Origin of the sequence: Serratia entomophila, assembly GCF_021462285.1 — a bacterium.
In the GTDB taxonomy this organism is placed as follows: Bacteria; Pseudomonadota; Gammaproteobacteria; order Enterobacterales; family Enterobacteriaceae; genus Serratia; species Serratia entomophila.
The window spans coordinates 4,205,342-4,231,365 of the sequence record NZ_CP082787.1 but is presented as its reverse complement, the minus strand read 5'-3'; the positions used below and the strand labels follow the sequence as shown (position 1 = coordinate 4,231,365).

Annotated in this window: 7 protein-coding genes and 1 tRNA gene; 7 read left to right on the top strand and 1 reads right to left on the bottom strand. The window is 60.4% G+C overall.

The features are described 5' to 3' along the window. Nucleotides 1–37: 37 nt before the first annotated feature. The 6 genes from KHA73_RS20340 (at nucleotide 38) to KHA73_RS20315 (ending at nucleotide 22,743) form a co-directional block, all read left to right on the top strand. Entirely contained in the window at nucleotides 38–16,114 is a 16,077-nt protein-coding gene (locus KHA73_RS20340; RefSeq protein ID WP_234586304.1) for a polyketide synthase, read from the top strand. Between the two features lie 15 nt (nucleotides 16,115–16,129). Continuing rightward, nucleotides 16,130–19,969, top strand: coding sequence for an SDR family NAD(P)-dependent oxidoreductase (locus tag KHA73_RS20335; protein WP_234586303.1), 3,840 nt, complete (start codon nucleotides 16,130–16,132; stop codon nucleotides 19,967–19,969). A gap of 62 nt (nucleotides 19,970–20,031) precedes the next feature. Beyond that, entirely contained in the window at nucleotides 20,032–20,817 is a 786-nt protein-coding gene (locus tag KHA73_RS20330; RefSeq protein WP_234586302.1) for a metallophosphoesterase, read from the top strand. 165 nt (nucleotides 20,818–20,982) lie between these two features. After that, on the top strand, nucleotides 20,983–21,552 hold the full coding sequence (locus KHA73_RS20325; RefSeq protein WP_234586301.1) for a MepB family protein: 570 nt from the start codon (nucleotides 20,983–20,985) through the stop codon (nucleotides 21,550–21,552). 575 nt (nucleotides 21,553–22,127) lie between these two features. After that, entirely contained in the window at nucleotides 22,128–22,469 is a 342-nt protein-coding gene (locus tag KHA73_RS20320; RefSeq protein ID WP_234586300.1) for a hypothetical protein, read from the top strand. A 61-nt stretch (nucleotides 22,470–22,530) separates the two neighbouring features. Beyond that, nucleotides 22,531–22,743, top strand: coding sequence for a hypothetical protein (locus KHA73_RS20315; RefSeq protein WP_234586299.1), 213 nt, complete (start codon nucleotides 22,531–22,533; stop codon nucleotides 22,741–22,743). A gap of 319 nt (nucleotides 22,744–23,062) precedes the next feature. Here the strand turns inward: KHA73_RS20315 and KHA73_RS20310 are convergent. Then, nucleotides 23,063–23,138: transfer RNA gene (locus KHA73_RS20310), tRNA-Phe, on the bottom strand. 701 nt (nucleotides 23,139–23,839) lie between these two features. On the opposite strand from KHA73_RS20310, the gene speF reads away from it, so the two are divergent. Continuing rightward, on the top strand, nucleotides 23,840–26,005 hold the full coding sequence (speF, locus tag KHA73_RS20305; RefSeq protein WP_234586298.1) for an ornithine decarboxylase SpeF: 2,166 nt from the start codon (nucleotides 23,840–23,842) through the stop codon (nucleotides 26,003–26,005). Nucleotides 26,006–26,024: the final 19 nt, after the last annotated feature.

Here is a 26,024-nt window from a genome sequence, read left to right as displayed (position 1 = left end):
TGACCGACCGCAGTCCGTTGTATTGCCACCGGAACTCATGCAATTGCGTGAGGCGATGAATGACACGGATTGCGAATTTGATGAATTGAAAAAGGGATTGCTGCATCAGCCGGTAATAAATGCGGCGAAAGCTTTCCCGGATAAAATTGCGGTTATCGATCAGACGGTGACGCTAACCTATCGCTCATTAATGTCGGTGGCGAACGCGATAGCGGTAAAACTCCAGGATATCGGCATCGGGCCAGGGCATTCTGTTGCGGTCGTGCTCGAGAAAGGGTGGGAGCAAGTTGCGGGCACGTTAGGGATATTGATGGCGGGGGCGTGTTACCTGCCGCTAAACCCCAGCAATCCCGACGATCGCCTCCGGAGCATCATGCAACTGGCCGGTTGTCAGGTCGCTTTAGTGCATGACAAGACCCTGTCCGCCGAGCGTGATTGGTATATCGGCGATGACGGGCAATCATTGGCGACAATCAACGTAAATGTCGATTTGGCGCAGGAGATTGGCAACAGAGCCGCGGCGCCGGTTGCCATCGATCCTCATTCCTTGGCCTATATCATTTTCACTTCCGGTTCGACCGGCGTGCCCAAAGGCGTCGAGATCGCGCACCACGCGGCATTGAACACTTGCCTGGATATAAACCAACGGTTTGGTTTAGGCCAGGATACGGTGACATTTGGCATTTCCTCCCTTAGTTTTGATCTGTCCGTATGGGACATCTTCGGCACATTGGCCGCCGGCGGCACGCTGGTTGTATGCAAGCCGGATGGCACGCGCGATCCGGACTACTGGTGGCAGCAGATCCAACAGCATCATGTGACGGTCTGGAATACCGTGCCGACCTCTTTCGAAATGCTGATCGCGGCCAGCCAGCCGGACTATGTCATGCCGTTGAAAAGGGTCATGCTCAGCGGCGATGCCATCAGCATGGCCATGGCTGACCATGCGATGGCGCGTTATCCTGAACTTCAAATTATTGCCCTCGGCGGTGCGACCGAAGCGTCGATATGGTCTAACTATCATGTCGTCACTGCCGATTCCCACTTGCTTGGCACAGAGCTGGTGCCGTACGGGCGACCTTTATCCAACCAAACGATGCATGTGCTTGATGCGAACAAGCAGTATCGGCCGACGGGGGTGGTCGGCGATATTTACATCGGCGGTAAAGGCGTGGCGGAAGGGTATTTCCGCGATCCGACATTAACCGGTGAGAAATTTATTCACACCGAGCGCTATGGGCGGCTGTATGAAACCGGCGATCTGGGCCGATATCTGCCGAATGGCGAAATAGAAATCGTCGGGCGTAAAGATTCGCAGGTGAAAGTGGGGGGGCACCGTGTCGAACTGGCGGAAATTGAAAATTGCGCGCAACAGCTCAGTGAGGTTCAACGTGCCGTGGCGGTGCATATTCCCGGCGCCGGCGCCCGGGTGGTCGGCTTTGTAACCGCCCATACCGATGAGGCGAATGCGGGGCTGGAAGAAAAACTCCGCATCCATGTTGAACAGCTGTTGCCTGACTATATGGCGCCTCAGGTTTGGATCGTGTTGGACGCGATTCCGCTCACGGCTAACAATAAAGTGGATATGAAAAAGCTGCGCAGCATCGCGCAAACCCAGCCGGCGGACGGAGAGGAAAGCGATGCCGGCGTGGAAGCGTCCAGTGAGGCCGCTCTGGTTCTGCAACTGGCCGCGCAGGTGTTGGATGTGCCGGTTGACACGCTTTCGGCGAACCGCAGCTTGATCGAACAGGGGCTGACCTCGCTGTACGCGGTTCAACTGATTAACTTGTTGAAAAAAGCCTGGAATACGCCGCTCTCTTATACCCTGATCTTTAATTACCCGAGTGCGGCGAAGCTGGCGGCATTCCATCGCGGCCAGCTGGGCAATCCGCATCATGCCGCGCTTGCGGCCACGCGCCCGGCGGCCAATTATCACGCAGAGCCCATTGCGATCATCGCGCGTGCGTGCCGCCTGCCAGGCAACGTCGGCTCTCCCGATGAATTCTGGCATATGCTGTCGTCCGCGACCGACTGCATGTCCGACATCCCCGCTTCTCGTTTTGATATCAGCCCAATTTATGACACCAATCCCGACACCTTAGGAGCGACCTATACGCGTCGCGGCGCTTTCATTGAGCGTGCCGAGAGTTTCGACTACGCCTGGTTTGACTTGCCTCAGGCGGAAGCAAGAACGATGGATCCTCAACAGCGCATTATGCTGGAGGTGGCATACGAGGCGTGTCTGGCGGCCGGTTATGACAAGGAAAAACTGGCAGGCTCTTCAACGGGCGTGCTAATCGGCCAAATGAACTATGACTGGATGATGGATTTCGGCCATACGAAAGAGTACGCGGGGACGGGCGCCGCGCCGTCAATCACCTCCAACCGCATTTCTTATCTGCTCGATCTGGCCGGCCCCAGCATGACCATTGACTCGGCCTGCTCCTCTTCTTTGGTGGCGGTCGACGCCGCGGTGGCCAAGCTGCGCAGCGGTACCTGCAGGATGGCGATCGCCGGCGGCGTTAACCTGATCCTTTCTCCTGAGCCTTACGTCTTCACCTGCCAGGCGAAGATGCTGAGCGCCGATGGCCGGTGCGCGACTTTCGATGCTCGGGCTAACGGCATTGCCCGTGGCGAAGGCGTCGGCGCGGTAGTGCTGAAGCGCCTCAGCGATGCGGAGGCCGACGGCGATCCGATCCTGGGCGTCATTAAAGGCTGTGCCGTGAACCAGGATGGCCGCAGCGCGTCGTTGACCGCGCCAAACGGCTTGGCACAAGAGGCGGTGCTCCGTCAGGCGCTGCAAGAAGCGGGATGGCAGGGCGCAGATTTGGACTATGTCGAGTGCCACGGCACCGGCACGCCGCTGGGCGATCCGATCGAGATTGAAGCACTGAAGAATGTGCTGGCTGTCGATCGCAAAAAGCCGGTGGTGCTGGGATCGGTGAAGACCAATATCGGTCACCTGGAAGGCGCGGCCGGCATTACCGGGTTGATTAAGGCCCTGGAGGTTTTGCGCCATCGCGAAGCGCCGGCAAACCTTCATTTCCAAACTCTTAACCCAAAAATTAATTTGAGCGGTTTTGCGGCCGTGGTTCCGGTCAAGCCTACCCGCATCGGCAGCCATGAGCGGGAAGGCACCGTCCGGGTGGGGGTTTCTTCATTCGGTTATGGCGGCACCAACGCGCACGTGGTGCTGGAATCCTACGATCGGCCTTCAGGCAAGACGCGCGCGCGCCAGGACGCCTGGCTGTTTACCGGCCAGGGGGCGTTGCAATCCGGCGCCGGCGCCGCGCTGCATGCGGCGAACCCGGTGTTCCGCGATGCGCTGGAACGCTACACCGAACAACTGACCGCGTGGGTGGACGCGCCGCTGCTGCAATGGCTGTTGGAGGCGAGCCCGGAACATTCGGCATGCCTGCAGGAGACGCAGTACCAACAACCGGCGCTGGTCGCGTTGCAGCTGGCGCAGGCGGCGATGTGGCAGGCGCGCGGTTTGGCGCCGTCGCAGGTGCTGGGGCATTCGATAGGCGAATTTGCGGCGGCGGTGGTCGCCGGGGTTATGGAGAGCGGGGATGCGCTGATGCTGGCGGCGCGACGCGGCCAGCTGATGGCCGACTGCGAACCGGGCGGCATGGCGGCGATACGCGACTCGGCGGATAACGTCCGCCGCGCGCTGCCGGCGGAGGTGGTCATCGCGGCGGAGAATGGCGAAGGCATGACGGTGGTGGCGGGGCCGCATGAGGCGCTGGCGGCGTTCGTGCAGCAGCGGTATGCGCATGAGCACACGCTGCTGGCGGTTTCGCACGCCTTCCACTCGCCGATGATGGCGGCGGCGGCGGTGGCGTTTGGCGCGGTGGTGGGCGCGGTGCCGTTGCGCGCACCGGCGGAGGAGGTGCGGTTTATCTCCACGCTGACGGGTGCCGCTGCGGCTGAGGCATTGCAGACGGCGGAATACTGGTGCGAGCAAATCACCCAGCCGGTGCGTTTCTTGCAGGCGGTGCAAACCCTGTTGGGGGAAGGCGGTGCGCCGGACGGCGTGTTTGAAATCGGGCCGGGCGCGACGTTGATCAACATGGCGAAGCGTATCGTGCCTGATGTGCGGGCGCAGTGGATTGCCTCCGCGGATACGCTACGCGGGACGCCGGCTTTAAATCCGTTCAACTATGTGCCGTTGCAGTGGGAAAAACCGGTGCCGAAGCAAGCGTTGCGCAGGTCAGTAAGCGTCGAACCTAGGGTAAGTGCCGCCGAGATGCTCTATCAGACTCAATGGATGCCGGCTGAACCGCCTGCAGAGATCAACGGCTCGGGCCCTTATCTGCTGATCTCGCGGCATAAGGTGCCTGTGGCGTTGCCAAAAGATTGGACTTCGATGGCCGCGAACGATCCGTCGGCGATAGCCGCCGTTCTGGCGGAGAAAGACTGGCAGACCGTTGCGCTCTTCAGCGAGGGTGAAGAGGAGGATGTTGTACAGGCGCTGAATGTCTTGAAGTGCGGCATGGCAGCGCGAGTGGTGCTGTTGAAGCGCGCCGATTCGGCAGGAGATGCCGGGCTGTGGGGCCTGGCGCGTACAGCCAGATTAGAGAACCCGGCACTGCGGTTAAGTTGTCTGGCTTTACATCGTGGCCAGCTGATGCAGGCGCTGTCGCTGTGTGTCTGTGAGGATATGGAGGACGAGTGTCGCCTGAGCGACATGGGCGAGTTGCAGGTGCCGCGCTTGCAGCGATACCAACCGCAATCGGCCGAAGGGGATGGCATTCGCTCCGGGGCTACTTACGTGATCAGCGGCGGGAGCGGAGCGCTTGGCCGGCTGGCGGCTCAATACCTGGCGGAACAGGGCGCCACGCATCTCGTACTGCTTTCGCGCAGCGGGCAGCCGATAGCGCCTTCGCCGCAGTGGGGTAAAAGCATTCAGCTGGTGAGTTTAGCGTGCGATGTGGCCGAGGCGGATCAGGTTAAAGCGGTTCTCCGCCAATTGGCGGTGCAGGGATGGCCGGACATCGCCGGGGTGATTCATACTGCCGGGGTATTGACGGATGGCGTGCTGGTCAACCAATCGGCCGAGATGTTCATGCAGGCTCAGGCGGTGAAAGTGCTCGGCGCAAGGCATCTGCACGATATTCTTTCGCCGACTGATTTTATGGTGATGTATTCCTCGGTGGCCGCAATATTGGGGTCGGCGGGGCAAGCGAGCTATGCGGCGGCCAATAGCGCTCTGGATGCGTTGGCGGAGCGATGGGCTCTGGCCGGCGAACGTGCGTTGTCCATCCAATGGGGAGCGTGGTCGGATGTCGGGATGGCGGCGCGCAGCCAGGCTGTCTCGCGCATTGAACAATCAGGCTATGGTCTGCTTGATAACGAAACCGGGATGTCGCTGTTGGCGCGGTTGTTGCAAACGCGCAGCCGTGGCGTCATCTGCGCTTCCCCGATTGTGTGGCGAAAGCTCTCACATTTCTCCCCGCGTTTTTCTTCCTTTATGACTATGACGGCTATGGCGACGCCGATGACGGCGCGATCTCCATCGGGCGCTGGCGCGGAGGCTGAGTGGTCCGTCGACGACGTGCGGCGATTGGTCAGAGAGAGCATTGAACCTTTCTTGTTGGAAAAACGCTTTGATGAAGACCTGCCCTTTATGGAGGCGGGCCTGTCTTCTCTCGACCTGGTGCAGATCAGACAAGCGCTGTTGAAATCATTGCCGGCATCGCTGGAATTGCCCGCGCATTTCGTTTTCAACTATCCGACCGCCCGCGATGTCAGCGCGCATCTGGTCGAGCAGTTGGGGATCAAGGCATCTCCGGTATCAAGCGTTGTGTGGCAACGTCTGAATGATAAAACGGATGGAGAACCGCTGTTCCTGATCGGCGGCGTCATGGGGAACGCGGAGAAAACCTTCGGCACGCTGGCGCAGGCGCTTTCTGTGCCGGTATACGCCGCGATGCCGGCGATCCCGGCGGATCCGTTGGCGCAGCAAGTGACTCTGGAATCAGTCGCCGCAGCGTTGCGTGAAGCCATGCTGCGCGAGGTGCCCAGCCCGTCATACAGCGTGGGCGGGCTTTCCTTTGGCGCGGCGCTTGCGCTCGAAGTGGGGCTGCATTTGGAGGCGCAACAGTGTTTGTCGCGGGTGATCATGTTTGATCCTCGCCATCTGGCGCCGTTTATCGCGCCGCCAAAACCCGCGCCTTTCGAAATTCTCTTGGAAAACTATGTTGCGCCACGGCAGCTGTTCGCGCCCGTGCTGCTGTTTCAAAGCACCATTCCACCCATTGAGACGCAATCCGAGATGATGCGTGAGGCCAGCCGTTCCTTCCAGAACGATGCCGACGTGATAAAGCGCTGTCATGAGCTGGCGTCCACGCTCGAGGTGATCCCTTGCGATGGGCATCACTTCAACCTGCTGTACAAACACTACCCGCCGTTGGTCAGAAAGATTGAAGAGGAAATGATGCAAACCTTCCCTGAAAGGGGGGATGGCGAGGAAGAAGCGATCGCCATCATCGGTACCTCTTGCCGCTTACCGGGGAATGTATCCTCGCCGGAAGACTTCTGGCGGATGATGATGGACGGCACCGATTGTGTCGGCAGCATTCCCGCTTCGCGGTTTGATATTGACGAAGTCTACGATCCCAATCGTGATGCCGCCGGCTGCAGCTACACTCGTCAGGGCGCGTTTATCAGCCATGCCGAAGACTTCGACTACGCCTTTTTCGGCATTTCGCTGGCGGAAGCCAAAGTGATGGATCCTCAACAGCGGGTATTGCTGGAAGTGGCCTACGATGCTTTCCAGAGCGCCGGATTAAACAAAGCGAGTTTAAAAGGCTCATCGACCAGCGTTCACATCGGTCTGGCTAACGATGACTGGAGCAGTATGGGGCGCGACGAGGAGGCCCATAACCCATACTTTGGCGCGGGAGTCTCCGGCTCTATATCCTCCAACCGCATCTCTTATCTGTTGGGACTGACAGGGCCCAGCGTCACTATTGATACCGCCTGCTCTTCTTCCCTGGTGGCTATAGATCTGGCGGTCGACAAATTGCGTCAGGGCATTTGCTCGATGGCGCTGGTGGGCGGCGTGAACGTGATGCTGCACCACCGGATGTTCGTCAGCGCCTGCGCGACCAAAGCATTGTCTCCGCAGGGGCGATGCGCCACGTTCGATGAAGCTGCGGACGGCTATTGCCGCGGCGAAGGCGCAGGTGCGGTGGTGCTGAAGCGCCTCAGCGACGCGGAGGCCGACGGCGACGCCATTCTGGCGGTGATCCGCGGGACGGCGGTGAACCAGGACGGGCGCAGCGTCTCCATGACGGCGCCTAATGGGTTGGCGCAAGAGGCCGTCATCACGCGGGCGCTGGCGGAAGCCGGGCTGCGCGGCCAGGACGTGGACTATATCGAATGCCACGGCACCGGCACGCCGCTGGGCGACCCGATCGAGGTGGGCGCCCTGAAGAACGTGCTGGGCCGCCATCGCAGCAAACCGGTGGTGCTGGGGGCGGTGAAAACCAACATCGGTCACCTGGAAGGGGCCGCTGGGGTCATCGGCCTGATCAAGGCGGTGGAGGTATTGCGTCACCGTCAGGCGCCGGGCAACGTGCACTTCCGCACGCTGAACCCGAACATTAATCTTAACAGCTTTAACGCCATCATCTCCGCCGAACCGGTGCCGCTCGGCGGTAAAGGTCCGCTGGTCGCCGGGGTCTCCTCGTTCGGCTTCGGTGGCACCAACGCGCACGTGGTGCTGGAGTCCTACGAACGGCCGTCGGGCGATACCTACCCGCGAGCCCGCTATACCCCTCACTTCCTGCCGTGGCGCCGTCTGCCCAACCCGCTGCTCGGCCGCAGCGACGCGGGCGGCTTTGCCGCCACGCTGAACGACGAGCTGGCCGCCCTGTGGCGGGATCACCGGATCGGCGGCCAGGTGTTGGTGCCGGCTGCCAGCCACATCACGATGATCGCCGGCGCCGCCTTGCTGCAGTACCGGGGTACCCTGCCGGCGACCGGCGTGGAGGTGCGCGATATCACCATGACCCAGCCGCTGGTGGTTCGCGAGGGCGAGGTGGTGCGTTGCCTCGCCGACGGCGAGCAGTGGGTGATCGAAAACGGCGACGGCGAACAGTATGCCGGCAGCCGCTGCAGCCAGGTGCTGACCGTGGACGACGCGGGGTTCAGCCCGCCGGACGTGGCGGCGTTCCGCCTGCGCAGCGCGGCGGCGGACATCGATATGTTATATGACACGCTGGCGCAGCACGGCGTGGGCTTCGGCGACGGTTACCGCAATCTGCATGACCTGTATCTGAACGAGCACGAGGCGCTGGCGCGGGTGGCGGTCGAGCTGGCTTCGCCGGGCGAGCGCGCGCTGAGCCTGCTGCATCCCGCGACGCTGGACGCGGGGATCCAATTGCTGGGGCTGTGCGGCATGAAAAGCTGCGGGGTCTGCATTCCGTTCAGCGTGAGTTCGGCGCGCCTGTTTGCGCTGGAGAGCCAGCCGACGGCGCTGTGGGCCAGCGCGCAGATCGATGCGGTCAGCGCGAAAAGCGTGGCGGGCACGGTGATGCTGTTCGGCGACGGCGGCGAGCTGTACGCCGTGCTGGAAGGGGTGTCCTGCCGCCAGGCGGGCGTGGAGTCCCGGTTGAATGAATGCCTGTTCGAAGCGGAGTGGATCGGCGTCGCCGCGCCGGAGGCGCTGTCTCCGGCGGCGGGCGCGCACCTGTTGCTGTCACGGCGTGTGGTGGATGCGCCGCTGCCGGAAGGCTGGCGCAGCATGACGGTCAGCGGGGCGGCATCATTGGCGGCCGCGCTGAACGAACTGCCCTGGCAGACCGTGGCGCTGCTGAGCGAAGGCGAAGAAGAGGATATGGCGCTGGCGCTGGCGCTGCTGCAGGCGGAGACGACGGCGCGCCGGGTACTGCTGAAGCGCACGGATCGCGAGGGCGACGCCGGGCTGTCGGGGCTGGCGCGCACGGCGCGGCTGGAGCAGCCGGAACGGGCGCTGACCTATATGGAGCTGCCGGCGGCCCAGCTGGCGCGTGCGCTGACGCTGTGCGCGGCCGGAGAGCTTGAGGAGGTCGTGCGTCTTGACGAGGCGGGGCAGCTGCAGGTGCAGCGTCTGCAGCGCTGTCACCTGCCGGCCGGCGAGCGGGCGGGGATCCGCGCCGACGCGACCTATGTGATCAGCGGCGGCAACGGCGCGCTGGGCCGGGTGGCCGCGGGCTATCTGGCGGAACAGGGGGCGACGCATCTGCTGCTGCTGTCGCGCAGCGGCGGGGCGGCGGCGCTGCCGCAGTGGGACGGGGTGCAGGTGCAGAGCCTGGCCTGCGACGTGGCGGATGCCGCCGACGTGGCGGCGGCCGGCGCCTGGCTGGCGGCGCAGGGATGGCCGGCGGTGGCCGGGGTGATCCACACCGCGGGCGTCCTGACGGACGGCACGCTGGCCAACCAGTCGGCCGAGAAGCTGGCGCAGGCGTGGGCGGTGAAAGTGCGGGGTGCGGAGCACCTGCATGACAGCCTGGCGCCGAGCGACTTCATGGTGCTGTACTCCTCGGCGGCCGCCACCTTCGGGTCGGCGGGGCAGGCGAGCTATGCGGCGGCCAACGCGGGGCTGGATGCGCTGGCGCAGCGCTGGTCGCAGGCCGGCGAGCGGGTGCTGTCCGTTCAGTGGGGCGCATGGTCGGAAGAGGGCATGGCGGTGCGGCATGATGCGGTGCGCCGTGCCGAAGCGGCCGGCTTCGGGGTGATCGGCAATGCGCTGGGCCGGGCGGTGCTTGACCGGCTGCTGGCGTCGGGGCAGGCGGGCACGCTGTGCGTGTCGCCGATCGACTGGGCGCGCACGGTGCTGGATATGCCGCTGGTGTCGCGCTTCAGACTGCAACGGCGGGAGCGAGCGGCCGTTGAGCGGACGGCGGTCCGTCCGGCTCAGGATCTGCTGGCGCTGGTGCGCCGGGCGGCGGCCGAGGCGGTCGGCAGGCCGGTGGCGGATGATGAGCCGCTGATGGCCAGCGGCCTGGATTCACTGAATGCCGTCATTCTATCTCAGACGCTTGGCAAGGCGCTGGGCGTGTCGCTGGGCAGCGTGTTCGCGCTCAACCATCCGAGCATCGCGGAGATGGCCGAGGCGCTGGCGGCGCAGGTCGCCGCCGGGGATGACGACGGGAAACCGGCGCAGGCGGCGACGCCGGCGACGGCCGTACGGCAGAGAACGGAAGAGCCGATCGCCATTATCGGCAGCGCCTGCCGGTTGCCGGGCGAGGTGTATTCTCCGGAGGAATTCTGGCAGATGCTGCTGGCCGGTACGAACTGCGTCAGCGATATCCCGGCGTCCCGCTTTGACATCGACGAGGTTTACGATCCGGACCCGAATGCTGTCGGGCGCAGCTACACGCGCCGGGGCGCCTTTATGGGAGAGGCGGAAAGCTTCGATTATGAGTTCTTTGGCATCTCTAAAGGCGAGGCGCGCGTGATGGATCCCCATCAACGTTTGCTGCTGGAGGTCACCTATGAAGCGTTTTCTTCCGCCGGCTATGAAAAACCGCGGCTGCGCGGTGCGGCGATCGGCGTCTTTGTCGGCGTGGCGAATCAGGATTGGATGATTGTCACCGGCGAAAAAGAGGCGCACAACCCGTTCTTCGGCGCGGGCGTTTCATCCTCGATTATTTCTAACCGCATGTCCTATCTGCTGGGTCTGACCGGGCCAAGCATGACGCTGGATACCGCCTGCTCGTCCTCCCTGGTGGCGGTTGATCTGGCGGTCGAGAAGCTGCGAAGCGGCGATTGCGTCGTTGCCGTCGCGGGCGGGGTGAATGTCATGATGCATCACCGCACCTTTGTCGGATGCTGCGCCGCCAACATGTTATCCCTGTCAGGCCGAAGCGCGGCCTTTGATGAGGCTGCGGACGGCTATTGCCGCGGCGAGGGCGTCGGCGCGGTGGTGCTGAAGCGCCTCAGCGACGCGGAGGCCGACGGCGACGCCATTCTGGCGGTGATCCGCGGGACGGCGGTGAACCAGGACGGACGCAGCGCGACGATGACGGCGCCGAATGGCGGCGCGCAGGAAGCGGTCATCACGCGGGCGCTGGCGGAAGCCGGGCTGCGCGGCCAGGACGTGGACTATATCGAATGCCACGGCACCGGCACGCCGCTGGGCGACCCGATCGAGGTGGGCGCCCTGAAGAACGTGCTGGGCCGCCATCGCAGCAAACCGGTGGTGCTGGGGGCGGTGAAAACCAACATCGGTCACCTGGAAGGGGCCGCCGGGGTCATCGGCCTGATCAAGGCGGTGGAGGTATTGCGTCACCGTCAGGCGCCGGGCAACGTGCACTTCCGCACGCTGAACCCGAAAATCGATCTGGACGGCTTCGACGCCATCATCTCCGCCGAACCGGTGCCGCTCGGCGGTAAAGGTCCGCTGGTCGCCGGGGTCTCCTCGTTCGGCTTCGGTGGCACCAACGCGCACGTGGTGCTGGAGTCCTACGAACGGCCGTCGGGCGATACCTACCCGCGAGCCCGCTATACCCCTCACTTCCTGCCGTGGCGCCGTCTGCCCAACCCGCTGCTCGGCCGCAGCGACGCGGGCGGCTTTGCCGCCACGCTGAACGACGAGCTGGCCGCCCTGTGGCGGGATCACCGGATCGGCGGCCAGGTGTTGGTGCCGGCTGCCAGCCACATCACGATGATCGCCGGCGCCGCCTTGCTGCAGTACCGGGGTACCCTGCCGGCGACCGGCGTGGAGGTGCGCGATATCACCATGACCCAGCCGCTGGTGGTTCGCGAGGGCGAGGTGGTGCGTTGCCTCGCCGACGGCGAGCAGTGGGTGATCGAAAACGGCGATGGCGAACAGTATGCCGGCAGCCGCTGCAGCCAGGTGCTGACCGTGGACGACGCGGGGTTCAGCCCGCCGGACGTGGCGGCGTTCCGCCTGCGCAGCGCGGCGGCGGACATCGATGTGTTATATGACACGCTGGCGCAGCACGGCGTGGGCTTCGGCGACGGTTACCGCAATCTGCATGACCTGTATCTGAACGAGCACGAGGCGCTGGCGCGGGTGGCGGTCGAGCTGGCTTCGCCGGGCGAGCGCGCGCTGAGCCTGCTGCATCCCGCGACGCTGGACGCGGGGATCCAATTGCTGGGGCTGTGCGGCATGAAAAGCTGCGGGGTCTGCATTCCGTTCAGCGTGAGTTCGGCGCGCCTGTTTGCGCTGGAGAGCCAGCCGACGGCGCTGTGGGCCAGCGCGCAGATCGATGCGGTCAGCGCGAAAAGCGTGGCGGGCACGGTGATGCTGTTCGGCGACGGCGGCGAGCTGTACGCCGTGCTGGAAGGGGTGTCCTGCCGCCAGGCGGGCGTGGAGTCCCGGTTGAATGAATGCCTGTTCGAAGCGGAGTGGATCGGCGTTGCCGCGCCGGAGGCGCTGTCTCCGGCGGCGGGCGCGCACCTGTTGCTGTCACGGCGTGTGGTGGATGCGCCGCTGCCGGAAGGCTGGCGCAGCATGACGGTCAGCGGGGCGGCATCATTGGCGGCCGCGCTGAACGAACTGCCCTGGCAGACCGTGGCGCTGCTGAGCGAAGGCAAAGAAGAGGATATGGCGCTGGCGCTGGCGCTGCTGCAGGCGGAGACGACGGCGCGCCGGGTACTGCTGAAGCGCACGGATCGCGAGGGCGACGCCGGGCTGTCGGGGCTGGCGCGCACGGCGCGGCTGGAGCAGCCGGAACGGGCGCTGACCTATATGGAGCTGCCGTCGGCCCAGCTGGCGCGTGCGCTGACGCTGTGCGCGGCCGGAGAGCTTGAGGAGGTCGTGCGTCTTGACGAGGCGGGGCAGCTGCAGGTGCAGCGTCTGCAGCGCTGTCACCTGCCGGCCGGCGAGCGGGCGGGGATCCGCGCCGACGCGACCTATGTGATCAGCGGCGGCAACGGCGCGCTGGGCCGGGTGGCCGCGGGCTATCTGGCGGAACAGGGGGCGACGCATCTGCTGCTGCTGTCGCGCAGCGGCGGGGCGGCGGCGCTGCCGCAGTGGGACGGGGTGCAGGTGCAGAGCCTGGCCTGCGACGTGGCGGATGCCGCCGACGTGGCGGCGGCCGGCGCCTGGCTGGCGGCGCAGGGATGGCCGGCGGTGGCCGGGGTGATCCACACCGCGGGCGTCCTGACGGACGGCACGCTGGCCAACCAGTCGGCCGAGAAGCTGGCGCAGGCGTGGGCGGTGAAAGTGCGGGGTGCGGAGCACCTGCATGACAGCCTGGCGCCGAGCGACTTCATGGTGCTGTACTCCTCGGCGGCCGCCACCTTCGGGTCGGCGGGGCAGGCGAGCTATGCGGCGGCCAACGCGGGGCTGGATGCGCTGGCGCAGCGCTGGTCGCAGGCCGGCGAGCGGGTGCTGTCCGTTCAGTGGGGCGCATGGTCGGAAGAGGGCATGGCGGTGCGGCATGATGCGGTGCGCCGTGCCGAAGCGGCCGGCTTCGGGGTGATCGGCAATGCGCTGGGCCGGGCGGTGCTTGACCGGCTGCTGGCGTCGGGGCAGGCGGGCACGCTGTGCGTGTCGCCGATCGACTGGGCGCGCACGGTGCTGGATATGCCGCTGGTGTCGCGCTTCAGACTGCAACGGCGGGAGCGAGCGGCCGTTGAGCGGACGGCGGTCCGTCCGGCTCAGGATCTGCTGGCGCTGGTGCGCCGGGCGGCGGCCGAGGCGGTCGGCAGGCCGGTGGCGGATGATGAGCCGCTGATGGCCAGCGGCCTGGATTCACTGAATGCCGTCATTCTATCTCAGACGCTTGGCAAGGCGCTGGGCGTGTCGCTGGGCAGCGTGTTCGCGCTCAACCATCCGAGCATCGCGGAGATGGCCGAGGCGCTGGCGGCGCAGGTCGCCGCCGGGGATGACGACGGGAAACCGGCGCAGGCGGCGACGCCGGCGACGGCCGTACGGCAGAGAACGGAAGAGCCGATCGCCATTATCGGCAGCGCCTGCCGGTTGCCGGGCGAGGTGTATTCTCCGGAGGAATTCTGGCAGATGCTGCTGGCCGGTACGAACTGCGTCAGCGATATCCCGGCGTCCCGCTTTGACATCGACGAGGTTTACGATCCGGACCCGAATGCCGTCGGGCGCAGCTACACGCGCCGGGGCGCCTTTATGAGTGAAGTGGAAAGCTTCGACTATGAGTTCTTCAACGTGCCGCTTGCCGAAGCGCGCGTGATGGATCCTCAACAGCGCCTCTTGCTGGAGGTGGCTTATGAGGCGTTTTACCACTCGGGATACGACCTCGATACGCTGCGTTCTCAATCGATTGGCGTTTTCGTTGGCCAGATGAACCACGACTGGGCGCACATGCACGGCGATAACTTCCTGACGGATCCCTATTTTGGCGCGGGCTCTTCGTCTTCTATCACCTCCAACCGCATGTCCTATCTGTTGGGTCTGACCGGGCCAAGCATGACGCTGGATACCGCCTGCTCGTCCTCCCTGGTGGCGGTAGATCTGGCGGTTGAGAAGCTGCGCAACGGCGTCTGTTCCGCCGCGCTGGTCGGCGGCGTGAATGTCATGCTGAGCCACCGTTCGTTTGTCGGCTGCAGCGCGTCAAAAATGCTGTCGCAGAAAGGCCGTTGCGCCACCTTTGATGAGGGCGCGGATGGCTATTGCCGCGGCGAGGGCGTTGGCGCAGTGGTGCTGAAGCGCCTCAGCGACGCGGAGGCCGACGGCGACGCCATTCTGGCGGTGATCCGTGGCACGGCGGTGAACCAGGACGGGCGCAGCGCTTCACTCACCGCGCCGAATGGCGGCGCGCAGGAAGCGGTTATCGAGCAGGCGCTGAAGGCGGCAGGGTTGCGCGGCCAGGATGTGGACTATATCGAATGCCACGGCACCGGCACGCCGCTGGGCGACCCGATCGAGGTGGGCGCCCTGAAGAACGTGCTGGGTCGCCATCGCAGCAAACCGGTGGTACTGGGGGCGGTGAAAACCAACATCGGTCACCTGGAAGGGGCCGCCGGGGTCATCGGCCTGATCAAGGCGGTGGAGGTATTGCGTCACCGTCAGGCGCCGGGCAACGTGCACTTCCGCACGCTGAACCCGAAAATCGATCTGGACGGTTTTGACGCCATCATACCAACCGCGCCGGTTCAGTTCGCCGACAAAGGCCCGCTGGTTGCCGGGGTTTCCTCGTTCGGCTTTGGCGGCACCAACGCGCACGTGGTGCTGGAATCCTACGATCGGCCTTCAGGCAAGACGCGCGCGCGCCAGGACGCCTGGCTGTTTACCGGCCAGGGGGCGTTGCAATCCGGCGCCGGCGCCGCGCTGCATGCGGCGAACCCGGTGTTCCGCGATGCGCTGGAACGCTACACCGAACAACTGACCGCGTGGGTGGACGCGCCGCTGCTGCAATGGCTGTTGGAGGCGAGCCCGGAACATTCGGCATGCCTGCAGGAGACGCAGTACCAACAACCGGCGCTGGTCGCGTTGCAGCTGGCGCAGGCGGCGATGTGGCAGGCGCGCGGTTTGGCGCCGTCGCAGGTGCTGGGGCATTCGATAGGCGAATTTGCGGCGGCGGTGGTCGCCGGGGTTATGGAGAGCGGGGATGCGCTGATGCTGGCGGCGCGACGCGGCCAGCTGATGGCCGACTGCGAACCGGGCGGCATGGCGGCGATACGCGACTCGGCGGATAACGTCCGCCGCGCGCTGCCGGCGGAGGTGGTCATCGCGGCGGAGAATGGCGAAGGCATGACGGTGGTGGCGGGGCCGCATGAGGCGCTGGCGGCGTTCGTGCAGCAGCGGTATGCGCATGAGCACACGCTGCTGGCGGTTTCGCACGCCTTCCACTCGCCGATGATGGCGGCGGCGGCGGTGGCGTTTGGCGCGGTGGTGGGCGCGGTGCCGTTGCGCGCACCGGCGGAGGAGGTGCGGTTTATCTCCACGCTGACGGGTGCCGCTGCGGCTGAGGCATTGCAGACGGCGGAATACTGGTGCGAGCAAATCACCCAGCCGGTGCGTTTCTTGCAGGCGGTGCAAACCCTGTTGGGGGAAGGCGGTGCGCCGGACGGCGTGTTTGAAATCGGGCCGGGCGCGACGTTGATCAACATGGCGAAGCGTATCGTGCCTGATGTGCGAACGCAGTGGGTTACCTCTAAAGATGAATCTTATTTCAATTAATACAGGGAGTTATTTGTGAGTAAACGATCGCCTTTATTTAAACATAAGCCATTGGCTTGGGCTAAGTCAGAAGTAAAACCTGCGACGCACACCGATACGCCGGCGGGGAAGGTGTCGGACCCGCTTTACACGATGGTCTGGGTTGACCAGGCACTGCCAGAAAAGGGAGAGGCTAACCCAGGCCCCCACTTGCTGCTGTCACGGCATGCGGTGCCGGCGAATCTGCCGGCGGGATGGGTCGGTATGGTTGCCGTTGGGGCGGAGGGGGTAGGCGCCGTGCTCGATGAACAAGCCTGGCAAACGGTGGCGGTATTGAGCGAAGGGGAAGAGGAGGATGTCGCGCAGGCCTTGGCCGTGTTGCAGGCAAAACCGGTACCGCGTTTAGTCCTGTTGAAACGAACCGGCGCACTGGGTGATGCGGGCTTAAGCGGGTTGGTTCGCACTGCACGGCAAGAGCAACCGGAGCGAGTGTTGCGATATATCGAGTGCTTGCCGGAACAATTGGCGCAGGCGCTGTCATTGTGTCTTCGCGGGGATAGCGAGGAAGAATGCCGCCTGAGCGATTCAGGCGGCGTACAGTCGCCGCGGCTACAGCGTTATCAAGCGCAGAATAGCGACAGCACGGGAATTCGTGCGGGCGCAACCTATGTCCTCAGCGGTGGTATGGGAGCGCTGGGACAAGTCGTCGCCGGCTATCTGGCGACACAGGGGGCGACGCATGTGCTGCTGTTGTCGCGAACCGCTTATTCTCCGGCAGATTTACCGACGCTGGGGGGCAATGTTGCGGTTGCCAGCCTGACGTGTGACGTGGCGGACCGTCAGCAGGTGGAGACGATCCCCGCCTGGCTGCAGGCGCAGGGGTGGCCGGCAGTCGCAGGCGTGATTCATATCGCGGGCCTGTTAACCGATGGCACATTGCTTAAGCAGACGCCGTCGATGCTGGCTCACGCGCGGGCTGTGAAAGTGAACGGCGCGAAATATCTGCATGACATTCTGGCGCCAAACGATTTTATGGTGCTGTATTCCTCCGCCGCCGCAGCGTTCGGCTCCGTTGGGCAGGCGAGCTATGCGGCGGCCAATAGCGGCCTCGACGCTTTAGCGGAGCATTGGTCGCAGGCCGGCGAAAAAGCCCTTTCCATTCAGTGGGGAGCCTGGTCTGAAAACGGCATGGCGGTGCGACATGATGCGGTGCGCCGCGCGGAAAGCGCCGGCTTTGGTGCCATCAGCAATGCGCTGGGTTGTGAAATGCTCGGCAAGCTTTTGTCGTCAGGCAGCGCCGGCACCTTCCTGGTTTCGCCGATAGAGTGGGCGCGTGTCAAACTAGCAAGCCCATTGTTCGACACGTTGAAACCGCGCCCGAGCGCCTCCCCGATGGAGGAGGTCCAGGACATTCGCCAGATGATACGCGAGGCCGTTTGGGAAACGGTCGGGGAATCGGTCGATGACGATGTCGCTTTACTGGAGAATGGTCTGGACTCGCTGGGGAGCATGTCTTTGCGCAATCGGATCGCGTCCTCTTTGAAAATGGGGCTGCCGGCGACTTTCGCGCTTGAAAACCCAGATATCAACGCCATGGTGCGCTATGTCATGGCGCAAAAACCGGTAATTGGCGCCGCTTTGTCCAAGGCGCAACCAGAGCGCGCCGTCTCATCGTTGCCGGTGCTGGTCATCGGGGCCGGCGTCGGCGGATTGGGCTTTGCGCGGCAGCTGGAGAAAAATGGCCTCTCCGTTTTGGTGCTCGAGAAGAACGACTGGGCGGGCGGCGTCTGGAAAAACCTGGCGAATGATGATTCGAAGCTGCAAATAGACTCCCCTGCGTATGACTTCGACAGCAACCATTTGCCATTAATCGGCGATCATCGGTGGAATAAAGGATTTCCTGGCCGGGCCGAGATCCTTGAAGGGGCGGGGACGGTCGCAAAAACATTAAAAGGGGACGTTCTCTTCGGCTGCGAAGTGCAGCGCGTAGAAAAGAAAGGCGATAACGAATACCTCGCCACTTATCTGAAAGACGGGCAATCGCACGATGTACTGGTGTCTGGGGTTGCGGCGATGACGGGAGGGTTGCACCGCCCGGTGCAGCATCGTTTCCCTGACGAAGAGCGTTTTAGCGGACACATCGGGCAGGGGATCGGCAACGATACGGCGGTCACGGCCTTTAACGGGGCTTCTGTGGTGATTGTTGGACACGGGGCATTCGCTATAGAAAATATGCGCACGGCCCTGGAAAATGGCGCGAAGCACGTCACATTGTTATGCCGTCGTCGCAATCTCGTCCTGTCGACGTTTTGCAATTGGCTGCTCAATTCCAGCAACGGCGTGATGCCGGTTGCCGACGTCGTCGAGATCATGCGTCCCTTTTACCAGGCATGCGGCATCGATATAGAAACGTTACCGTCCATTAGCCGCGACAAAAACGGCGATTTGTTGCTTGATCAAACCACGGTTCCGCCGGGCTCCGATCTGTTCTTCCTCGCCCAAATGCTTGGAAAACTCACCATCGTCGAGGATGAAGTCGACAGGATGACCGGCCATGGCCTCATTACTCGGAAGGGGAAAGAGATTGAGGCGGATGTGTTCCTGAAGTGTTTGGGATCGGATACCGACACATCCTTATTGCCGGGCATATTTGGCCAGGACATGACGGTGAAAGGCCTTTGGATAAACGGCGATCCCAACCTCTTCACTTACAATGACGGGGCGCAGGTGCCGAGGAAAGTGCGCACTTTGCTTTGTTCCAGCTATGCGTTCTTCGTACAGGCGTTTGCAAGCGCCTATGTTCATTTCCGACAAAATCCGTCGGCATTCGACAATTCTTTATCGCGCATCATGACGGAGTCCCAAAAAACAACCAATGCCGAACGCATTTTTATGGAGCTGTGGGACTTCATTGAACCGGCTAAGAAAACGGTGGCGGCGCGTACCGCCGAGCTTTATCCCTTCGATCGCTTCCTGGTTGAACGTGAAAATGAATGGCGAAACTATGCCCAACTGCTGGGCGCGACAGAAGAGAATATGACGGCGCTTTGGCAATTGCTGGAGCCCGCCATGTCGCTCTTGCACCGCCGGAATCCCGCAGCGCCGGTAGAGAAACGTTACACCCATGAGCGATTCGGAGCGATGTCCGTATATGTGCCGCGCCGCCGTCGGGTGCTGTTCTTGTCCGGTCAGGGAACGAATGCCCGGTTAGCGAAATCGTTGCTTGAGCGCACGGGCTGGAGCGCCCGCACGGATCTTGAATTCGTCATACCGGATGCGCCTTATGAAATGCCGGCATTTACCAACGAAATTCAGCTGCAGCAAATTGGCTTAACGCAGCTTGTCGAGAGCGGGGTGTATGACACGCAGGGGAAATACAAAGAGTGGAAAGCGGGGTTCGAGCGACTGTGGGAAGAGTTCCATGGTAGTGAGCCCCAGGCGATATCCGCGCAAGAACGTGACATATGGCGTTCAACGCTGACTTACGTCAAAGAGCTGGCGCAGCATTACGGTCCTTTTGAAGGCATTGCCGGATTCTGCGAAGGGGCCGCCGTGGCGTCCGTTGCGCTCCACCTCCAGCATCTGGGCGAAGAGCTGGGCTTGCAGGACATTAAGTTCTTTATTGCGATGTCGCCTTGGCGCTCGCCGATTCATGAGCGCGAGGGGGTATTCGACAAGGTGGGCGGATTGCCGCTGCCGATGCTACAGATTGTCGGCGATAACGATATGCCGGTATTTCTTGCTGAAGCGCCGCATTTCAAACGTGCCTATGAAGGCGCGATGGAATATCGGCATACAGGACAGCATGTGTATCCGCCGTTGACTACGGCATTGGCGCAAAAGTTGAATCAGTTGATTATGCAAAGCGAGCAGTAGCCGTGAAATGGCCCTCTCCAGGATGCGGTACATTTGGAGGGGGTCTTTTAAAAGGGGGGTATATGAAAGTTTACGCAATCTCCGATCTCCATATCGACTTTGATGGCAATGCCAAGTGGTTCTTTAATGCATTTGATGCCGATTATACTGACGATGTGTTGCTTGTGGCGGGCGATGTAAGTGACGAGTTGAACAGGCTTGAGCAGTGTTTTACCTTTCTTGCCCGCCGTTTCAAAAAGGTGCTCTTCGTGCCGGGCAATCATGAGCTTTGGGTTATTCGCGATAGCATGCCCACATCGATCAGAAAGTTTGAGCAGATTTGCCAGCTTACTGAGCGGTGCGGCGTTTCCATGGATGTCTATCACCATGGCAGCGTATCAATCGTGCCTTTGCTCAGTTGGTATGATTTTTCCTTTTCTTCACCTACTGAGAAATTGCTCGGCAGTTGGATGGATTTTCATGCATGCAAGTGGCCTGATAATTGGGATTTGCAGCACGTGACGAATTTTTTTCTTGATAAAAACATCTCGCGACTCAATACAAGAAATGATGTTGTCATTTCTTTTTCGCATTTTCTACCAACATCAAAACTGTTACCGAACTTTGTTCCTGAGGCGTTCAAATATATCTTCCCGGTATTAGGATCTGAAAAACTGGCGGAGCAGATCTCTATTCTTCAGCCCGATACCCATGTTTACGGCCACAGTCATATTTCCCGTAGCCTCAGAGTCGATGATATTGACTATGTGAACAATGCGTTAGGGTATCCAAAAGAAAGGGGTCTTGGATGTAATGGTTTGTATTGTCTATATAATTCGGAAGCTGTTGGCCGTAGGGAAGCCAGCTGATGTCGGGGGAGAATGCAGGGAGTGGTTTGAAAAGGACAGTGAGATTGCATGCTATTGTGGTAGTGTTACGAACAGGTTTATATTCTGCGCGCATCTTCCTGAGCAAGCAGAGCATTATGATATGGTTGGCGAGAGAGTCTCCGATACTAAAGAAGGAAATGAAGTATGTTGGGAAGTAGTAAAGACGTTGAGGGCGCTTGGTTTGCCGATCCGGCGAAAGGGAAAATACCGGTTCAACTTTCTGATATAATAAACGACGTATTATTGCCTGCTGGAATTCGCATATCGGAACCCCGACGAGAAGCTGAGAGCAGCGAATATGGCGCCTGTCAGTTTGAGGTGGAAGGCAAGCGAGCATTATTCCGCGTCGCCAATACGACCCCAACTAAACTCGGGCAATTTGTTACTATGTGGAAAAGACCGCATGTGCAAGACGAGATTATGCCCATCGATTTTGACGATGGCATTGAGTTCGTATTGGTGAGCGTTTTTGATCATACCCATAGAGGGCTTTTTATATTCAACAGACATGCACTGGCGAAAAAAGGGGTCATGTCGGTTAAGGGAAAGGAGGGGAAAAGAGCTATCCGTGTTTATGCTCCTTGGGTTAAACCCATTGTGAAACAGGCTATTACAACTCAAAAATGGCAATTGCAGCACTTTGTTTCTGCAACTGATGGCGAGGTGAATGTCAACAAAATCAAGGCGCTGTTAACAATAGATAGCCTTTTCTAGTTCTATTTGTGGGTAAGGCATGCGGATTATCGATGTATACCCACTTATCCAACGTATTTGACCCGAAAACCGTGCCTGATGCGTTTCACTTCCTTTGCCTGGTTGAGGGTAAACTTATGAGCATGGGTGAATGCCCCCTGTGTCAAACACAAAGTAGAGGGGGATAGATGAACAAACTCGCCGGGTATGAATTTTGATGACATTAAGTTTAATAATAAACAATGAATTATTTTCTTATCGTACGTTCTTTCCCAATTGTTCATCAACCCCCGAATAGGTTTCCAACTACGGCGTCATCATCCGGTAAGACATGCCGGCGTTATGTGGTGAATTGATTTCGTCGTTCGAGTAATCGAGTGAATATTGGTTAATGTTATGATTTTTAATCATAGTATTTTTATTTAATATAATATTGAAATTGGTGGAATACATGGCATTTAGAAAAACATGAGCACCTTCCCAATAACGACAAATTTTCTAATCAAGACTATTGATAAATCGACATCTATGGGTTAATGGTTTTGGGCTTTACATAAGTTTACACTAGTCCGTTGCATCCTCAAAAGGAGTTGCATATGAAAGTTCTAGATCCTTCCATGTTGGATTTCGTCTCTGGTGGCCAGGGCAATAATGGCGGCGATCGTGTTGATAATGGTGGAAGAACGAATAGCAGTTCAAAAAACGATGGAAGTAAATCCGGCGGATTCTATGGGAAATATACCTCGCCTGACTGCGTTAATGGCATAATCGCTGGCAGCCTGAAAGGCCCTGCAGGACTAGCGATAGGTGCTCTCGCCGGCGGCTGCTTCAAAGACAGCAAAAGTGGCGGCGGTAACGTTGGCATGGGTAAGGGAGGCAATAAAAGCGATGCCGGAAGCTGCAGCGGGAAACATGGATCTGGCGGTTGTAGCTGGTAATTGGAGATAATTTCAAGCATAGGCAAGACCTTGCCTATGCTTGGTGATTACGGTGATAAATATGAACATTATCTTTCGTTCTTTTAGCACGATGGCAGGTATTATTGTTGCTGCATCGTTGCTTAGCGGCGCGGGAGTAGCATTTACGACATTTTATGCGGCGCCTAAAAATCTTTCTGTTTTTGTAATAACAATTATCTTTGTACTTGCGATTGTGAAACTTTTTGATATGGCTATCAAGTTTTGCTTTCCTGATGCATCAAAAAAGAAATAACGCTTAGCGTATTGTTTTCATGGTAATTATCTTCCTCATCCATATTTGCTGATGAATATGGATGAGGATAACTAGATTAATCGAATTAACCTATCGACAGAAGCAATCGTTGTTTCACGGCGCGCTATGATTACCCTTGTGATATTGATTGCCTGATTCACCACTTCTTCACCCTTCTTATCTGGCGTACTGGCAGCCAAAACGTCTGCGTTCAAGTGCCGGTAGGGTGAGGCCGTAAGATCGAATAATCGAACTCGTTCGATGGAGAGTCCATACCTCAGAAAGCAAAAAACCCGCCATAGGCGGGTTCTTCTAAATATGGTGCCCGGACTCGGAATCGAACCAAGGACACGGGGATTTTCAATCCCCTGCTCTACCGACTGAGCTATCCGGGCAACGGGGCGCATTAAACCGTATTGGCCGGATGGCGTCAATCGCTTTCTGTCACAAAGCCGATCGGTTGCTCTATTTTCAGTCAATGGCGTCGGCCGGCGGTAGGGGGCGCGGCGGCCGCGGGTAATAGATATGCATAAAAGCTGTTTATTTATACCATTTTGATTTCATTGACTTTAATTTTTATCATATAAATAACAATGGGTTATGTGTCATTGGCGATGATTTTAAGCGGCATGATTGTTACTTGAACCTCATAAAAAAACGTGCAATCATTGCGCAAATTTTTAGCACCCGCCTCCCTGAACGGTGTTTCCGCTCCTTTATGTCAGAGGGTTACCGGCATGACTGGTTTTGTTGTACAAGCGCCGTCGCGCACCAGACATCTGATGATGCCATTCTTTCACCGTTGCCTCTGCCGAACGCAGTACACCCGAAGCCCCTTGCTTACCATGCGGTAAGGCTACCCGATGCTCGCCGTTAGGCATTATTAAAAATAGAGCTGCGGCTCTGATTTTACTGATGTCTATTGGACGCTGCCGATACCAGTCCCGATAGTTGCCTGATTGCCTTGCGATCATAAGCCGGTCACGCAGGCATTTTATGCTGCCCCGCCGGACATCACTTTGCCGGGATAACCTTTGTTATCTCATCACCGTGCCAGTGGCACAGCCTCATCCTTCACAGTTTGAGAGTTAGCACTATGAAAGAATTGAAAATAGCAACAAGCGCCAGCCTGGTCGCCACCATTGAAACCCTGCGTCAGATCGTGCGGATAGAGCAGACTGACTATACCGACGTGGCGGCGGCGGTGGTGTCGGTGGCCGATGTGAACGCCGGCATTCTGGCGCAGCTGAAGGCCACCGGTTTCGGCATCCCGACCTTTGTTGCTGTTGAAGGGGATGAGCATCTTTCCCCGGATTATCTGCCGTTTATCAGCGGCGTATTTGCGCTGTTGGCCGGCGCCAGCAAGCCGTTTTACATGGCGCAGCTGGAAGCCGCCGCCGAAGCCTACGAGCAGGCGCTGCTGCCGCCGTTCTTCAAAACGCTGAAGACCTACGTGGAGATGGAGAATTCCACCTTTGCCTGTCCGGGGCATCAGGGCGGCGAGTTTTTCCGCAAACACCCGGCGGGCCGGAAGTTCTTCGAATTTTACGGCGAAACCATTTTCCGTTCCGACATGTGCAACGCCGACGTCAAGCTGGGCGATCTGTTGATCCACGAAGGTTCGGCCAAGGATGCGCAAAAGCATGCGGCGCGGGTGTTCAATGCCGATAAAACCTATTTCGTGCTCAACGGCACCTCCGCCTCCAACAAGGTGGTGACCAACGCGCTGCTGACCCGCGGCGATCTGGTGCTGTTCGATCGCAACAACCATAAGTCCAACCACCACGGCGCGCTGATCCAGGCCGGGGCGACGCCGGTCTATCTGGAAACCGCGCGCAACCCGTTCGGCTTTATCGGCGGCGTGGATTCGCGCTGCTTTGACGAAGCTTACCTGCGCGAGCAGATCCGCGCAGTGGCGCCGGAGAAGGCCAACGCCCAGCGGCCGTTCCGGTTGGCGATCATCCAGCTCGGCACCTATGACGGCACCATTTACAATGCGCGTCAGGTGATCGACACCATTGGCCACCTGTGCGATTACATCCTGTTCGACTCCGCCTGGGTGGGTTACGAAGGCTTTATCCCGATGCTGAAAGAGTGCTCGCCGCTGTTGCTGGAGCTGGACGAACACGATCCGGGCATCTTCGTTACCCAGTCGGTGCACAAACAGCAGGCCGGTTTCTCGCAGACCTCGCAGATCCACAAGAAAGACGACCACATCAAGGGGCAGAAGCGCCACTGCAACCATAAGCACCTGAACAACGCCTTTATGCTGCACGCATCTACCAGCCCGTTCTATCCGCTGTTCGCCGCGCTGGACGTCAACGCCAAGATGCACGCCGGCGCCGCCGGCCGCCGCATGTGGATGGACTGCGTGAAGCTCGGCATAGAAACGCGCAAGCAGCTGCTGATGCGCTGCTCGCAGCTGAAGCCCTTTATCCCGCTGCAGGTGGCGGGCAAAGACTGGCAGGACTACGAGACCGACGTCATCGCCAACGACGCCCGCTTCTTCAACTTTGTGCCGGGTGAAAAATGGCACGGCTTTGAAGGCTATGCGCAGGATCAGTATCTGGTCGACCCGTGCAAGCTGCTGCTGACTACGCCGGGTATTGACGCCGCTACCGGCCAATATACCGAGTTCGGCGTGCCGGCCACCATTCTGGCCAACTTCCTGCGCGAGAACGGCATCGTGCCGGAGAAGTGCGACCTGAACTCGATCCTGTTCCTGCTGACCCCGGCGGAGAACCCGGCCAAGATGGAACAGCTGGTGGAGATGCTGGTGCAGTTCGAACGCTATGTGGCAGAAGACGCGCCGCTGAGCCAGGTGTTGCCGACGGTGTACCGCAAAAACGAGCAGCGTTACCGCGGCTACAGCATCCGCCGGCTGTGTCAGGAGATGCACGACCTGTACGTCAGCTTCGACGTCAAGCAGCTGCAGAAAGAGATGTTCCGTCAGGATCACTTCCCGCCGGTGGTGATGAACCCGCAGGACGCCAACGTCGAGTTTATTCGCGACAACGTGGAGCTGGTACCGATCGGCCAGGCGGAAGGGCGCATTGCGGCGGAGGGCGCGCTGCCGTACCCGCCGGGCGTGCTGTGCGTGGTGCCGGGCGAAGTGTGGGGCGGGGCGGTGCAGCGCTACTTCCTGGCGCTGGAAGAGGGCATCAACCGCCTGCCGGGCTTCTCGCCGGAGCTGCAGGGGGTGTACATCGAGAAAAAGGATCACGGCTGGAAGCGCATCTTCGGCTATATGATCAAGCAATAACCGCGCCTCGGGCCGCTCT

Bases quoted from the DNA above. Each gene is read 5' to 3' on its own strand.
- KHA73_RS20325 (WP_234586301.1), top strand. From the start codon at position 20,983: ATGTTGGGAAGTAGTAAAGACGTTGAGGGCGCTTGGTTTGCCGATCCG.
- KHA73_RS20320 (WP_234586300.1), top strand. From the start codon at position 22,128: ATGAAAGTTCTAGATCCTTCCATGTTGGATTTCGTCTCTGGTGGCCAG.
- KHA73_RS20315 (WP_234586299.1), top strand. From the start codon at position 22,531: ATGAACATTATCTTTCGTTCTTTTAGCACGATGGCAGGTATTATTGTT.
- KHA73_RS20330 (WP_234586302.1), top strand. From the start codon at position 20,032: ATGAAAGTTTACGCAATCTCCGATCTCCATATCGACTTTGATGGCAAT.
- speF (WP_234586298.1), top strand. From the start codon at position 23,840: ATGAAAGAATTGAAAATAGCAACAAGCGCCAGCCTGGTCGCCACCATT.
- KHA73_RS20340 (WP_234586304.1), top strand. From the start codon at position 38: ATGCAATTGCGTGAGGCGATGAATGACACGGATTGCGAATTTGATGAA.